The sequence below is a fragment of the Rossellomorea sp. FM04394 genome, assembly GCF_041889765.1.
Taxonomy (GTDB): domain Bacteria; phylum Bacillota; class Bacilli; order Bacillales; family Bacillaceae_B; genus Rossellomorea; species Rossellomorea aquimaris_B.
Window position 1 is genome coordinate 2,012,095 of sequence record NZ_CP168654.1, and the last position, 14,089, is coordinate 2,026,183.

Here is a 14,089-nt window from a genome sequence, read left to right on the forward strand (position 1 = left end):
TTGGGCTATAATAGGGAAAGGTATGAAAGTAGAAAATAAAAGGATGATGATGGTTTATGATGATTGCTTCATCCATTGTTGCGATTTGTATGGGATTTATGGTGATATTTATTAGAATGAAGGCTCAGAAAAGACCTGTAAGCGGTAAGAAGATTATTTTACCACCTTTGTTTATGAGTACGGGTGCCTTAATGTTCTTATTCCCTGTCTTTCGAGTCACTTTAGGAGAATTTCTAGAAGCGATTACGGTAGGAATGATTTTTTCTATATTGTTAATCAAGACTTCCAAATTCGAAATTCGTGAGAATGATATTTATCTAAAACGATCTAAGGCGTTCGCATTTATTTTGATTGGACTTTTGTTAATACGGATTGTGGCCAAGTCAGTTCTCAGTGCATCGATTGATTATGGTGAACTTAGCGGGATGTTCTGGATACTTGCCTTTGGAATGATCGTACCGTGGAGGATCACCATGTACCTTCAATATAGAAAGCTCCACCAACAGCAACAAGATTTAACGACGAATTCAATTTAATTCAATGGAAAAATAGCAGGGTGATTCCTATCACCCTGCTATTTTTTATTTGGAAACTTCTTCATCTCAGATTACGATTTCTTTACAAAGGAGACCAATACGCTTAATGATTACTCATTTAGGGCAAATAGTGAGATGAAGAAAGAAAATAAAGAGAGATATTGGTGGGATAAGTATTGTTTACGCTAGCAGATATATGGACGTTTTTTCTGGCATTCTTTTTAACACTGCCTTTGGTCACCATCGTCCATGAAGCAGGTCATATCCTAATTGCTCGCATATTTGGTGCAAAGATAAAATTCTGCATTGGCACCGGTAAGCATTTAATGAACATTGGTCCATTGGAAGTGAAGAGAATGTATTTTATGGAAGGTTGGTGCCAATATACAGAATTGAAGTATAACAAGGTTTGGGTTCATGTCCTTATTTATATTTCCGGAAGTTTATTTAACCTGATTGCGATTTTAGCTATTAATTTCCTGATTTATGAAGGGGTCATTCCCGTTCATATCTTTTTCTATCAATTTGTATATTTCTCCGTTTACTTTATTTTCTTTTCATTGTTTCCGTTTCGGAATGGAGAAGGAAAACCAAGTGATGGACAAGCAATACTTGACGTCATTAGATACGGTAAGGCAGAGGATCCCATTGATTAATCATATAAATAGTGAAAGAAAAAAGGTAAACGACTATCGTTTACCTTTTTTTGCTTTCTTCCATTTAATAAACAGAAATGCTGCACCTATAACAAAAATTAAGTATAGCACAATCGGAATAATTAGTATCGATCCCATTCTATTTCCTTCCTGTCACCTAGAATAAATGTTCGTAAGGGGTTACATCTATTTGCATTTCGTTTAGTTTTTTTCGAAGAAATTTATGATCCCGTTTCGGAGTCGCCAGAATATACCCTCTTATGACTAATTCCTGGGTAATGGAAGAGGCTCTGTCCTTTAAAGCCAATTCCCCAATTTTCCCTGCAATTTTTTGCTTCGCTACGTCCCTGAATAATTCGGGTACGGGTGTGACCAGCTCATTGAGCATTTGCTTTTCTTCATCACCCCATAAATGGATGGTTTCTTTCACATAATGTTCTTCCCAGTCCAAATCGGATTTTCCATCTTCCTTAGGAAATCTCTTTAAGAATTTCCTGAACATAAAGAATCCACCAATAGCAAATGAAGCCACTAAAAAAACGACCCAAAATAGTATGAAATATAAGAACCAACCTTCAAGCATGCTTTCACCTCAATTTTTCAAAAACGATTGTATCGTATTCATTATAGACAAGGGAAAAGCTTGTGACAAGAATATCACTGTTTTTACAAAAGAAGTCTATACTGTTCTTAATTAGAAATGATATACTAATAAATAACAAATATCGTGAAAATTCTTTCTATTTCGATTCGATTCTCAAGTTTGGATGGATAGGGGGGCTCATAGGATGAAATATAGGGGGAGAATAGTATCAGTGCTCTTTGGACTTTTACTAGTCTTAACGTGGGATTTTATTTATTACTTTGTTCTGCATTACCCAGTGGATTTAAAAGTGGATTTGGTGTTCACTCTATTGATTCTCTTTATCAGCTATTATATGGGGAAAAATCATGACACCAGCCATAAAACATTAGCTGCCTTACGAAAGAGTGAAGAGAGAGTAAAGCGTCTCAACGAAGAGATGCAGCATGTGCTTCAGAGTATCGATGAAGTTGTCTTCCATACCAATTCCAAAGGAGAGTTTCAATTTCTGAATCAATCCTGGGAAGATTATACGGGTTATACGGTTAAAGAAAGTTTACATAAGAATGCACTTCATTTTATATCCCTTCATGAACGTCATGAAATACTTAGGATGGTGAGACAAAGCATCAGCTTGAAAAAGGAGAAAATGAAAATGGACTTCTCTTATCAAAAGAGGGAGGGTCAATTTCGTTGGGGTGAAGTGAATGTTAAGTTAAATTACAACGAAAATGGTGAGCTTCTTGGTACGGTAGGCACCATCTCAGACATTACCGAAAGAGTACATAATGAAGAAGAATTGATTGAAATGAATGAAACGTTGGCCATCGAGTCTCAAAAACTTTCTGTCGCCGGGCAATTAGCAGCCGGGATTGCACATGAGGTTCGCAATCCCCTGACGTCTATTAACGGCTTTCTTCAGTTATTAAGAGATGATGCCGATGAGAAGACCAAGGAATACTTAGGGATTGTCTTTTCTGAAATTAAGAGGATTGAACTTGTGCTGAGTGAGTTATTGATACTCGCAAAGCCGCAATCTGTTACATACAGACGAATTAATATCATAGAGACCCTCGATCATGTCGCGAAACTGTTAAATACGAATGCCATTTTATATAATATTGAAATTCAAACCGATTTTCATGAAAGGGAGCTTCATATTCGAGGAGATGAAAATCAGCTAAAACAAGTATTCATTAACTTACTTAAAAACGCCATAGAAGCGATGCCTCATGGAGGAACGATTACGATAACTGCAGACTTGTCCCCTAATAACAAGGTTCAATTAACCTTCAAAGATGAGGGGGTAGGCATGAAAAAAGAAACACTGGATAAACTCGGAGAACCATTCTTCACAACGAAGACGAAAGGCACAGGGTTAGGTCTTACCATATGTCTGAGAATCCTTCGGGATCATGGAGCGGATATCAGGGTTCAAAGCGAGCAGGGAGAAGGGACCACCTTCCATATCATGTTTGAATCAGTTCAAGCTTCAGAGAGAAAAAGGAGAGAAACCTTACAAAATCAATGAAATAAGAGCCCTTATGGAATGAACATAAGGGCTCTTTCATGTGTAAGAATATAAAATTTTAAAGTGGCGGGACTGCCTGGGAATCGAACCCAGCGGAGACGGCACGCGCCTCCCAAGAGGTTTTGAAGACCTAGGCAAGCACCAGCTCAACAATCAGCCCCGGAATTATGTATAAATAAGTTATACCATGGAAGGAAAAATTGTTCAAATGGTTTAGAAGATATTCGTACCATTGACCCGTGAGTAAAGTGTGATAATCAGATAGAAAATAGGCTTTATATTTAAAATATTTATAAGATTTAAACTTTGGAGAAATTAGAAAATTCTTCTTTACCGGTCTATTCTCCCCGTGATAAGATACTTTTTGCCGGCTTATCATAAATTGAAGAAAGCGATTTCCTAAAGGAATTGCTTACCTTCTATACTTGAACATGTTGATTGAGACAGAGAGGGGAAAACAAGTATGAAAAAAGTATGGTTTTTAGGTCTGGGTCTATCTTTAGCTTTAGTTGGGTGTTCTGATTCAGGTACTGACGAAGCTAAAAAAGATGAAACATCAAATGCAACGGAAGAGAACACAAATGTTGCTGGAGATTTAATGGATTTTTATTTGAATTTAACGACAACCGTCAATGGTGTTGATATTGATCTTAATGGATATGAAGAAGCGATGGCAGGGGAAGCGCCTCCTGCAGGAGAAGAGTTGGAAAAAATGAAGGAAGCCGCTGCAGCATCAGCAACAGAATCTGCGAAAGCAGTTGAAGGCATGGAGATCCCTGAAGGTCTTGGTGATCAAAAAGAAACGGTGGAAACATTCAAATCCACTTTGAAAGAATCATATGATATGAAGGCTGAAGCACTCTCTAAAGAGGGCGAAACAGATTTAGCGGCAGCTAATGAGAAATTAACTGAAGCAGAAAACCAAATCAAAGAAATCCTTGATGAAGCAGGGTTAGTAAGCTCAAGCTTAATAAGTGATTTAAACGGTTGATAAAAAGAAAAGGCGATTCCATGAAAATAATGGATTCGCTTTTTTTATATATAGTCTCCTTTTTCTCTCATTCTCCCTATATAAAAGATGAGAGGAGGGAAAAGAATGGAAACTATTATTTCCTTCGTTTCTGAAGTAGGCTTTCCGATTGTTGTCACGATGTATCTCCTATATCGTATTGAGACGAAGCTGGATGCCGTGATCACGTCGATACAAACACTACCTCAGCAGTTAAAAGAATAATAGAAAGGAGGCCCCTCATTTCACATTTGGGGCCTCCTTCCCTTTCTAATCATGGAAGTTCGATAATAAAAAGGTGATATAGGAACAATCGTTCTATAAGTTGACATTTCCACTCACCTATAACTTCTTAGTTTGATATAATTTAGGGAGATACTCAATGACCGGAAAGGAGACATCAGAAGTGAAATTCATTCATACCGCCGATTGGCACTTAGGTAAACTGGTTCATGGCATATATATGACAGAAGAACAACGCTTTATATTAGAGCAATTGATAGAGCTCGTGAAAGAGGAGGAGCCCGATGCAGTCGTGATTGCAGGGGATCTTTATGACCGATCCGTTCCTCCTACCGAAGCTGTAGAGTTATTGGATGAGGTTTTATTCCGGATTAATGTAGAGTTAAACACGCCTATAGTGGCCGTATCGGGAAATCATGATAGTGCAGAACGATTATCATTTGGGTCATCATGGTATAAGCATAGTCACTTTTACTTGAAAGGGAAGCTGACAAACGACTTTACTCCAATCACGATTAATGGGGTTAATTTCCACTGCGTTCCCTATGCTGAGCCTGGTAGTGTGAGACAAGTCCTTGAAGACGATTCAATCAATTCTCATCACGCTGCAATGGAAGCGATCGTGAAACGGATTGAAGAAAATATGAAACCTGATGAACCACATGTCTTTGTGGGGCATGCATTTGTCCTCGGTGGTAAAACCACAGATTCAGAGCGCACCCTTTCTGTTGGAGGATCCGGCTGTGTCGGTTCAGATGTGTTTAATTCTTTTCATTACACAGCCCTGGGGCATCTTCATAGTCCAGATGCTATTAAGCATGAAACGATTCGATATTCCGGATCTCTATTAAAATACTCTTTTTCTGAAGCGAATCAGCGAAAATCAGTGAGCATAGTAGAAATGGAAGGGGACGGATCATTCCATTTACGGGAAAAAGTGCTTCAGCCGAAACAAGATATGAGAGAACTAGAGGGGCTTATGGAAGAACTTCTGGATCCCGAATTCTATCAATCCCAAAAAGTAGATGACTATTTAAAAATTATGTTACATGATGAAGGAACGTTAATCGATCCTATCAACCAACTGCGCCAAGTTTATCCGAATGTCCTTCATTTGGAGAGGAAATTGGATCTCACCGATGCAAAAAAGAAAAATACATTTCGCGTACTAGAGGATAAGAAGAGGTCGGAGCTTGACTTGTTTGAAGAATTCTATGGGGATATGACGACAGGTGAATTTACCGATGAAAAAAAAGAAATCCTGCAAGACGTTATCGGGAAAGCGAGAAAGGAAGTCGATCAAGCATGAAGCCTCTTCAATTAGTGATGCAAGCCTTTGGACCCTATGCAGGTAGAGAAACGATTGATTTTCGTTCGTTAGGGAACCGTACAATGTTCGTGATATCCGGGAAGACAGGATCAGGCAAGACGACTATTTTTGATGGAATATCTTATGCGATCTACGGAAAAGCGAGTGGTGAAGATCGCAGTCCGACTGAACTGAGGAGTCAATTTGCAAGTAATGATGTTATTACGGAGGTAGAGCTTACATTCAGTTTAAGAGGCAAATCGTATCGTATTTGGCGCTCCCCTCAGCAGGACAAAAAGAAAGCAAGAGGAGAAGGCTACACAACCATCAATGCCCGATCTGAATTGTACGTATACGATGAAGATGGGAAAGAACAGCTACTGGCGGCTAACGTCAGAGACGTGGATGAGAAGATCAAAGAGTTGATTCAACTGGATGCCAATCAATTCAGACAGATCCTTATGATTCCCCAAGGGGAGTTCCGAAAGCTCTTAACTTCAGACAGTAAAGATAAGGAGCTTATCCTGCAACGCCTATTCCATACAGAGCTCTATAAGACCATCCAGGAAAAACTGAAATCTGAGGCAGACGATCTAAAAAAGTCAGTAGAAACTTCTATGGAAGAACGAACCAGGGAATTACTTAGAATTCATTTTGAAGAAAATGAAGAGCTTCAATCACTATTATTGGAAAATCCATTGAATGATCACCATATTCTTCAACTTCTTCCTGCACACATTGAAAGCATGGAAAAAAGGGAGAAAGAACTGCAGCTTACCTATGAAAGAGTGCAGGAGAAAAGAGACGCCCTTCAGAAGCAGCTTCAAGAGGCAGAAGGATTGGTCGATCAGTACGAACTTCAAGAAAAACTAAGGGCTCAGAAAGAATCCCTTTTAAAATTAAAGCCTGAAATCAAATCATTCGATCGAGACATTTTATTAGCCCAGCGAGCCTCCCGTTTAGTTCCACAAGATGAGTATTGCCATAAACTAAATAGAAACTTGAAGGAACTTAAGGGTCAATTCGTTCAACTTACAGACGAAAAGAAGGCAATCTCGGTAAAGCTTATAGAAGCTAAAGAAACCTTGAAAAAAGAAAAGAATAAAGAAAAACTCAGGGACGACGTTTCTAAAAAAATCACTCAACTCGAAGAAATGGAAAAAGATATAGATTCTCTGGATATGTTGGTAAAAGATACCAAGGAAATGAAAGAAAGATATGAGCATCAGCAAGACATCGTCAAAAAACAGACAGAGAAGATTTCATTTTTACAGGAAGGCATAAAATCAAGGGAGATACGACTTGAAGAAGTGGAAAATGGTCAAGCAGAATTATTTCAATTAGAACAATCTTTGCAAGAGAATCAATCCTTTATAGAACAAGTAAATGAAATGGCGAAGATGGAGCAGAGATTGCAACTTGTCCATAAGCAGGAGCGACAATTAAAAGAACAGTATCATCACCTTCAAACACAAAGTTCGGATGCGTCTGAAACTCTGGCCCATTTAGAAGAAAAGTGGCATTCCGCTCAAGCTGCACTCCTTGCAAAAGGGCTGGTTGATCACGATCCTTGCCCCGTTTGTGGGTCAGAGCATCACCCACACCCAGCCACTCGTGTTGATTCATTACCCTCTCAAGAGGATTTGAAAGTGGCGAAGGAAAAGCAGGAGGAACTCAACCAGGAAGAGAAAAGGATGAGCCTTGCGATTGCCCAAGAGGAAACAAAAATGCAGGGTATTCAGGATCAGATAGACGAAATCTTTCGGAAAATCCGCGAAAAGAAAAGCGACTTCAAGCGGGACGAAATAGATGATACTCTTTCTCAAATGACATCAAAGATTGAAGCCTTGAAACGTTCAATGGCAGAAAAGAAAAGAGAAGTCGAACAAGCGAAGGTCATGAGGGAAGAAGTAAGAAAAGGAAGGGAAAAGCTAGAGGAACTGGAACGCTCAAGGTTGGAAAATCTGGACAAGCTACAGGAGCTGAATACTCTGTTCCTTACGAAGGATACTACCCTTCAAAAAGTGAAGGAAGCCATTCCTGATGAGCTCAGATCAAAAGAGCAATTTAACAAAGTGTTAAAGGAGCAGAAGCAAAAAAGAGAAGAGTTGAAGACGGCATACGAGCACGCCCAGAAGCTATACTACGAGCTTGAAAACATGTACAGCGTAAAAGAGTCACAAGTAAGTGACAAAGAAATGCAGATAGACAAAGTAGATGCCGAGATGAAAACAGAGCGTGAAGCATTCCTTGCACTGCTTACAGAACAGGGTTTCCCCCACTATAAAGCCTTCCAGGAAGCGAAAATGTCTGAAGCAGAAATGATGGGTCTTCAAGAGAAAATCAAGAAATATGGGGAAGACTTGCGTTCCGTTTCCGATCGACTGAATGACATCGAAAAGCACTTGGAGGATAAACATAAACCTGACGTGAAAAGCATTGAAGAAAACATATCACGGGTTACGGAAGAACTTAGGCTTGCAAATGATGAACTAAATAAAATCGCGACAAATACAAAAGAGAATAAGCTTATCCTTTCACGGGTGACAACCATAAACGAAGGCATAAAGCATTTAGAATCCAGATACCAAATGGTGGGACATCTGGCAGAAGTGGCCCGGGGGCAGAATGCAAACAGAATTACATTTGAAAGATATGTGCTTGCATCATTTCTTGAAGAGATTCTTCATGTGGCAAATGAACGATTAATCAAAATGACGTCTGGAAGATATCAGCTGATTCGAAAAACGGATAGAAGCAAAGGAAACGTCCAGAGCGGTCTAGAACTCCTCATATTTGATCAGTACACTGGTCAGGAACGGCACGTAAAAACGTTATCCGGAGGAGAAAGCTTCAAGGCATCGCTAGCATTGGCTCTCGGACTTGCTGATGTCGTGCAGCAATATGCAGGTGGTGTCTCACTTGAAACAATGTTTATTGATGAAGGGTTTGGAACATTGGACCCAGAATCTCTGGACCATGCAATTGAAGCACTGATGGATATTCAAAGCAGTGGACGACTTGTAGGGTTGATTTCACATGTTCCAGAGTTAAAAGAGAGAATCGATGCCCGATTAGAGGTCATATCTTCTCAAAGCGGAAGCAGGACCGAATTTCAGTTTCTGGCTTAGTTTATTCTATTAATACATTTCAGCTTCACAATGAAGATTAAAACAGTCAAAGAGACAATCTCTTTGACTGTTTTCTATTATGGCAAAGATCCTGATCATAAATATAGAGATGATATAGGCATGGGCGATCCTTAATTTGAAAATGGGGTTTGATTTCTTATCTGTAGGACATAAATAGAGATAAAACTACCTAACTTTGGAGATAAACTATGAGAAGCATTCGTCCTATATTAATTCCTCGACAGCTAATATTATTGCTCATCCTTTCAACCGGTTTACTAAATCATGTCATGCTTATCCCAAGTATTATTAATGCAGCCGGGAGAGACGGTTGGATAAGCATCATTTTATCCTATCCTATTTTATTTATCGTGACCTTATTCATTTATTACATAGTTAAGAATTCCCCTCCGGAAGGGTTCTATCATTTACTTAATCAAAAGTGGAACAAATTTCTTGTTTTCCTATTTTCACTGCCCATGTGTTTATTTTTGTTATCAAGTGCATATATAACCTTTGTTGACTTAATAATATGGTTAAGTGCATATTTTTTAGCAGATGTTCCATCATTATTAGTGGTTGGAAGCATCTTCATCATTTGCTTTTTAATCAGTTGGTCAGGGATCAAACATATGGCCATCGCGAGTGGGATATTATTGCCATTGGTTATGTTATTTGGTTTTTTTATTGCTTTTACAAACACCAATATGAAAGATCCCAGTTTATTATTGCCGATTTTCAGTCATGGGTATGAGCCTGTCTTAAAAGGAATGATCTACGTATTATCAGGTTTACTTGAATTATATTTGATTGTATTAATACAGCCTTATAGTGAAGGGAAGATTAAATTTCATCATTTAATCGTTCTTGGGTTAATTTTTATGGGCTTGATGTTCGGGCCATTAACCGCTTCGATCATGGAATTTGGACATGTAGAATCAGCGAATATGAGATATCCAGCCTATGAACAATGGAGAATATTAGCCATTGGGGAATTTATTACCCATTTAGATTTCTTTGCTCTCTATCAGTGGTTATGTGGAGCACTTATCAGGATTAGTTTATTCATGTTTCTGCTTGCCGTATTTTTCACGAAAAAGAAGGATCGTTACCGGATTTCACTAAAAGTGATGGTGCCATTTTTTCTAATACTGGCAGTACTCATTTTTATAGATGTAGATACGTATTTTTTTTATAAGTTCTTATATATCTATTTTTTTCCTGCAACCGTTGTCCTTTTCATCGTACAAATTATTACGTCAGCAGTGATACTCCGATTTATAAAGTAAAGGATGTTCAGAATGAAGAAGTCTTCGAAAGAAAAGCGTATAGTGGAAGAAAAAGAGGACTCTTTGAAAGAGTTAACGCAATTATTTTCAAAAAGTCATGATTTACTTATTCGAGAACATTTTTTTCACGATGAAGTCGTCACCCTGGTGTATTTTGAGAGTTTGGTGGATCGACATTATCTCGATCAATTCATTCTCCCAAAATTAGAAGAATCTCCTGAAAAGTCCTATGCAAAAAAGATGGAGGGGAATTTCCAAGCAGTAGATAAAACCGGAAAGTCCCTTGATAAGCTCTCTACTGCTTTATTTAATGGGTATATTTTGTTTTTTATCGAAGAAAAAATTATCTCCTTACATGCAGGCAATCTCCCAAAACGGCTCCCGGAGGAATCTTCGCTTGAAACATCTATCCGTGGCCCGAAAGATGGCTTTGTTGAAGACTTAAATACAAACATCTCGTTAATCAGGAGAAGACTTTTCACTCCAACTCTATCAGTTGAAAAATATAAGGTAGGGACCCGCAGTCATACAGAAATCGCCATCATGTACCTGAGTGATGTAATCGATGAGCGTATTCTTGATGAGCTATATACTAGATTAGAAAAAGTGGATATTGATGTTCTGACCAGCAATCAACAGCTGGAATCTATGCTTGATGACAACCCTAATTCCATTTTTACTAATTTCGATTATACAGGTCGCCCCGATTTTATCGTTGATTCATTGGTTCAGGGAAGATTTGCCCTCTTGGTGGATGGGTACCCAACTGTTTCAATTGCGCCAATAAATCTTCTGTTACAAACGAAATCACCAGAAGACTCAAGTATCAATTACGTATATGTATCTTTGGAAAGGATCCTGCGAGTAGCCGGGATCATGATTTCAGCTTATTTACCAGGATTATGGGTGGCATTTTCGGCTTATAATATTGAACAAATTCCCTATCTGCTCGTGGCGACGATTTCCATGTCCAGGTTCGGCTTGCCCCTTTCCGCTCCTGTTGAGATGTTTATCGTCCTATTTTTGTTTGAGTTTTTTAATGAAGCGGGTGTCAGGCTACCCAGGGCAATTGGACAGACGGTTTCTGTACTTGGGGGGCTGATTGTGGGAGATGCCGCCATACGTGCCGGGTTGACATCCCCAACCATGCTTGTTATTGGTGCCATTACATATATCTCGTCCTTTACACTCGTCAATCAAACATTGAAATATGGAACAACGATATTAAGGTTCATTGTATTGCTCATTAGCACATTTTTTGGATTATTCGGTGTTGTTATGAGCTTTATTCTGACGGTTCTCTATTTAGCGACAAAATCTTCCTTTGGTACTCCATTCCTTGGCTCTGCAGCTCCAATCAGTTGGAATGAAACCATTCGGTCATTTTTCCGGTTACCTATTCAATTTTATAAGAAGCGCACCCCTACAACGAGCCCGGATGATGATACAAGGAAGGGATAGATCATTATGATCAATATGATAAGTAAGCTCATCTTAGTTGCTGCAGCCCTTTTATTAACAGGATGCACAGGGTCAAAAAACATTCAGGACCTAACTTATATCGTCTCGATCGGATTGGATTATAATGAAGAGAACGAGTTATATACAGCATATATTCAAGGCTTGAATTTTGCCAATGTAGCCAAGCAGGAGGGGAGTAAGCCGACAGAGCCTGTTCCGACTTTTGTCGGTTCTGCTTCCGGTAAAACCCTGAATATGGCTGTAAGAAACCTATATAAAGCATCGAGGCCATCATTGTTTTTTGGACATACAAAAACGCTCGTCGTCTCAAAAAATTTGATCAAGTTTAAATTCAAAGAAGTTCTGGAGGATGTGGGCAGAAATCGATCATTAAGGCCCAATCTTCTATTGTTTACAACTGACGAGAGCATCGAGAAAATCTTTAAGTTGAATGGTTTATTTCAATATCCTCCCGTTTATACAGTCCTTTTGACAGAAGAAACCGTAGAGGCTTTACAAGATGATATTAGTGCAACAAGTTTAATGCATTTTCTTCGGGAGTACTATGAACCGATGGGGACAGCGTTCATCCCAAATATCAGTATCGATAAAAAATCCTGGCAAACCGATCAACCATACCCTGTACTTTATCTGAACGGTTATAGTCTGTTTCAACAATCACAATTCAAAGGAGACCTTCCTTCTGAACCCTCCATCATCGTTGATTGGTTGCTTACCAAAAAAAATCAAATCGATTATCCTCTATATATCGATGATGAATTGGTATCTACATTTAAACTATTGACGAAAGAGCCTAAAATAAAATACAAGGAAGAAAGAGGTGATTTCTCCACCTTTTCACTTGAAGTCAGCGTGAAAGCAGAGCTAATTGAAAAATTAGTGGATGCTCCATATAAAGATGTTAAAAGTACCTTGGAAAAGTCTTTGGAAAATGAAATTAAAAAAGTGTATAATATTGGGTTGGAAAAGCAAGTGGATTTACTGAATGTAGGTGAAAAATGGTATAGATACCATCCACTAAAGTTTAGAAAGCTTGAAGAACAGCCTTCATTCTATTTAACAGACCATTCATTAGACGAAGTGAAAGTAAAAGTGGATATTACACATTTCAACGCCTATCGTTACGATCACAAAAGCATGGAATAGGATCAGTGTAGAAAAACACCAAAATAAATTGGTGTTTTTCCCTTTTTCTCTTTCATTTTCCAGGTCATTTGAATAACATGGAAATAGTATGAATTTGAATGGAGGAATCACTGATGAAAATAAGTATCTACATATTACTATTGTTAGTATCTGCCGTAGTGGCGATTGGGTGGAGCTGGAAAAGGCTTTTGGATTTTAATACCTATAAAAAACCATTCTTAGAGGGAGTCGCACTTCAATTTCTTTTTCTTCTCTTTGCATCCGTATGGTGGCTCATAACAGAGGATACTTCAGATGGGGTCATAGGTGTTTTCTATTATTTTCTTGCTTTCCTTACGATAATGGTCGTTCATGGATTTACGCTGCACTATTTATTTTCCAAGAAAAAAATGGAGGAACGGGAAGAATGAGTGTGATGGGGGGTTAACTAGTTTATTAGGAAAGGGATTCTACTATTGGAATGGGAGCATAGCTTTCACAAAATAGACAATGAATCTTACCGGTACTGATTGTTTTTTGATCCCCTTTTTACTAACATAGAATGGGAGAGACAGATAAAGTCGGAGGAGATAAAGATGTCAAAAACCAAAACATTAATTGTGGTGATGACCATCATCGGGATTCTCCTTGCAGGTTGCAGTAATAGTAACTTTCAAGCAGAAACAGATTATGAAGTGAAAGAATTTTCTTATACGAATCAAAATAATCAAGAAGTCGGTTTGAACGATCTGAAAGGACAAGTCTGGATCGCAGATTTCATATTCACTAATTGTGAAACAGTGTGTCCACCCATGACCTTTAATTTAACGAAGCTTCAAGAAAAGCTGAAAGAAGAAGGAGTAGAGGATTACAAAATCGTCTCCTTCAGCGTAGATCCTGAAAATGATACACCGGAAGCATTAAAGGAGTATATTTCAAATTTTGAAGCAGATGCAAGTAAATGGGAACTACTTACAGGTTATGAATTTGACGAGGTTAAGGACCTTGCGGAACACTCCTTCCGCTCGATTGTAGCCGACGATCCTAATTCCGATCAGATGATTCATGGTACCAGCTTTTATCTTGTGAATCAAAAAGGTATAGTCGTAAAAACGTATAGTGGCAATAGTGATGTCCCTTATGATGAAATTGTCGAAGATATGAAAACATTGATTCAAGAGGGGTCTGAATAGAT

13 protein-coding genes and 1 tRNA gene are annotated in these 14,089 nt (G+C 38.5%); 12 read left to right on the forward strand and 2 right to left on the reverse strand.

What is annotated here, in order from left to right; all coding sequences use genetic code 11:
- The first annotated feature begins 56 nt into the window (after nucleotides 1-56).
- Nucleotides 57-536: a CcdC family protein gene (locus ACCB35_RS10040; protein ID WP_044337279.1), complete on the forward strand. Its 480-nt coding sequence runs from the start codon at nucleotides 57-59 to the stop codon at nucleotides 534-536.
- Between the two features lie 176 nt (nucleotides 537-712).
- Entirely contained in the window at nucleotides 713-1,192 is a 480-nt protein-coding gene (locus ACCB35_RS10045; protein WP_374056731.1) for a site-2 protease family protein, read from the forward strand.
- Between the two features lie 157 nt (nucleotides 1,193-1,349).
- On the opposite strand, the gene ACCB35_RS10050 is transcribed toward ACCB35_RS10045, so the two are convergent.
- Nucleotides 1,350-1,775, reverse strand: coding sequence for a DUF2621 domain-containing protein (locus tag ACCB35_RS10050; RefSeq protein WP_374056732.1), 426 nt, complete (start codon nucleotides 1,773-1,775; stop codon nucleotides 1,350-1,352).
- A gap of 205 nt (nucleotides 1,776-1,980) precedes the next feature.
- Here ACCB35_RS10050 and ACCB35_RS10055 point away from each other — a divergent pair, with 205 nt between their 5' ends.
- Nucleotides 1,981-3,306 (forward strand): ATP-binding protein, encoded by a 1,326-nt coding sequence (locus ACCB35_RS10055; RefSeq protein ID WP_374056733.1) that lies wholly within the window; start codon nucleotides 1,981-1,983, stop codon nucleotides 3,304-3,306.
- 64 nt (nucleotides 3,307-3,370) lie between these two features.
- Here the strand turns inward: ACCB35_RS10055 and ACCB35_RS10060 are convergent.
- Nucleotides 3,371-3,467: transfer RNA gene (locus ACCB35_RS10060), tRNA-Sec, on the reverse strand.
- Between the two features lie 302 nt (nucleotides 3,468-3,769).
- On the opposite strand from ACCB35_RS10060, the gene ACCB35_RS10065 reads away from it, so the two are divergent.
- From ACCB35_RS10065 to ACCB35_RS10105, 9 genes are all read left to right on the forward strand, one after another.
- Nucleotides 3,770-4,297, forward strand: coding sequence for a hypothetical protein (locus tag ACCB35_RS10065; protein WP_374056734.1), 528 nt, complete (start codon nucleotides 3,770-3,772; stop codon nucleotides 4,295-4,297).
- A 105-nt stretch (nucleotides 4,298-4,402) separates the two neighbouring features.
- A complete protein-coding gene (locus ACCB35_RS10070; RefSeq protein ID WP_113968090.1) occupies nucleotides 4,403-4,540 on the forward strand; it encodes a YvrJ family protein in 138 nt (45 codons plus the stop codon).
- Between the two features lie 181 nt (nucleotides 4,541-4,721).
- Nucleotides 4,722-5,867, forward strand: coding sequence for an exonuclease SbcCD subunit D (locus ACCB35_RS10075; RefSeq protein ID WP_044337996.1), 1,146 nt, complete (start codon nucleotides 4,722-4,724; stop codon nucleotides 5,865-5,867).
- Nucleotides 5,864-8,998: an AAA family ATPase gene (locus ACCB35_RS10080; RefSeq protein WP_374056735.1), complete on the forward strand. Its 3,135-nt coding sequence runs from the start codon at nucleotides 5,864-5,866 to the stop codon at nucleotides 8,996-8,998. The genes ACCB35_RS10075 and ACCB35_RS10080 overlap by 4 nt, the downstream gene beginning before the upstream one ends.
- A 209-nt stretch (nucleotides 8,999-9,207) precedes the next feature.
- A complete protein-coding gene (locus ACCB35_RS10085) occupies nucleotides 9,208-10,287 on the forward strand; it encodes an endospore germination permease (RefSeq protein WP_374056736.1) in 1,080 nt (359 codons plus the stop codon).
- A gap of 12 nt (nucleotides 10,288-10,299) precedes the next feature.
- Nucleotides 10,300-11,748 carry a spore germination protein gene (locus ACCB35_RS10090; protein ID WP_374056737.1) on the forward strand — a complete coding sequence of 483 codons (1,449 nt, stop codon included), beginning with the start codon at nucleotides 10,300-10,302 and terminating at the stop codon, nucleotides 11,746-11,748.
- 6 nt (nucleotides 11,749-11,754) lie between these two features.
- Nucleotides 11,755-12,915, forward strand: a complete 1,161-nt coding sequence (locus ACCB35_RS10095; protein WP_374056738.1) for a Ger(x)C family spore germination protein — start codon at nucleotides 11,755-11,757, stop codon at nucleotides 12,913-12,915.
- A gap of 113 nt (nucleotides 12,916-13,028) precedes the next feature.
- Nucleotides 13,029-13,325 (forward strand): hypothetical protein, encoded by a 297-nt coding sequence (locus ACCB35_RS10100; protein WP_299741111.1) that lies wholly within the window; start codon nucleotides 13,029-13,031, stop codon nucleotides 13,323-13,325.
- A 165-nt stretch (nucleotides 13,326-13,490) separates the two neighbouring features.
- Entirely contained in the window at nucleotides 13,491-14,087 is a 597-nt protein-coding gene (locus ACCB35_RS10105; protein WP_374056739.1) for an SCO family protein, read from the forward strand.
- Nucleotides 14,088-14,089: the final 2 nt, after the last annotated feature.

Excerpts from the sequence above, each read along its gene's own strand:
- ACCB35_RS10090 (WP_374056737.1), top strand. The coding sequence starts at position 10,300 with ATGAAGAAGTCTTCGAAAGAAAAGCGTATAGTGGAAGAAAAAGAGGAC.
- ACCB35_RS10050 (WP_374056732.1), bottom strand. The coding sequence starts at position 1,775 with ATGCTTGAAGGTTGGTTCTTATATTTCATACTATTTTGGGTCGTTTTT.
- ACCB35_RS10055 (WP_374056733.1), top strand. The coding sequence starts at position 1,981 with ATGAAATATAGGGGGAGAATAGTATCAGTGCTCTTTGGACTTTTACTA.
- ACCB35_RS10100 (WP_299741111.1), top strand. The coding sequence starts at position 13,029 with ATGAAAATAAGTATCTACATATTACTATTGTTAGTATCTGCCGTAGTG.
- ACCB35_RS10085 (WP_374056736.1), top strand. The coding sequence starts at position 9,208 with ATGAGAAGCATTCGTCCTATATTAATTCCTCGACAGCTAATATTATTG.
- ACCB35_RS10095 (WP_374056738.1), top strand. The coding sequence starts at position 11,755 with ATGATCAATATGATAAGTAAGCTCATCTTAGTTGCTGCAGCCCTTTTA.
- ACCB35_RS10070 (WP_113968090.1), top strand. The coding sequence starts at position 4,403 with ATGGAAACTATTATTTCCTTCGTTTCTGAAGTAGGCTTTCCGATTGTT.
- ACCB35_RS10040 (WP_044337279.1), top strand. The coding sequence starts at position 57 with ATGATGATTGCTTCATCCATTGTTGCGATTTGTATGGGATTTATGGTG.
- ACCB35_RS10065 (WP_374056734.1), top strand. The coding sequence starts at position 3,770 with ATGAAAAAAGTATGGTTTTTAGGTCTGGGTCTATCTTTAGCTTTAGTT.
- ACCB35_RS10080 (WP_374056735.1), top strand. The coding sequence starts at position 5,864 with ATGAAGCCTCTTCAATTAGTGATGCAAGCCTTTGGACCCTATGCAGGT.
- ACCB35_RS10105 (WP_374056739.1), top strand. The coding sequence starts at position 13,491 with ATGTCAAAAACCAAAACATTAATTGTGGTGATGACCATCATCGGGATT.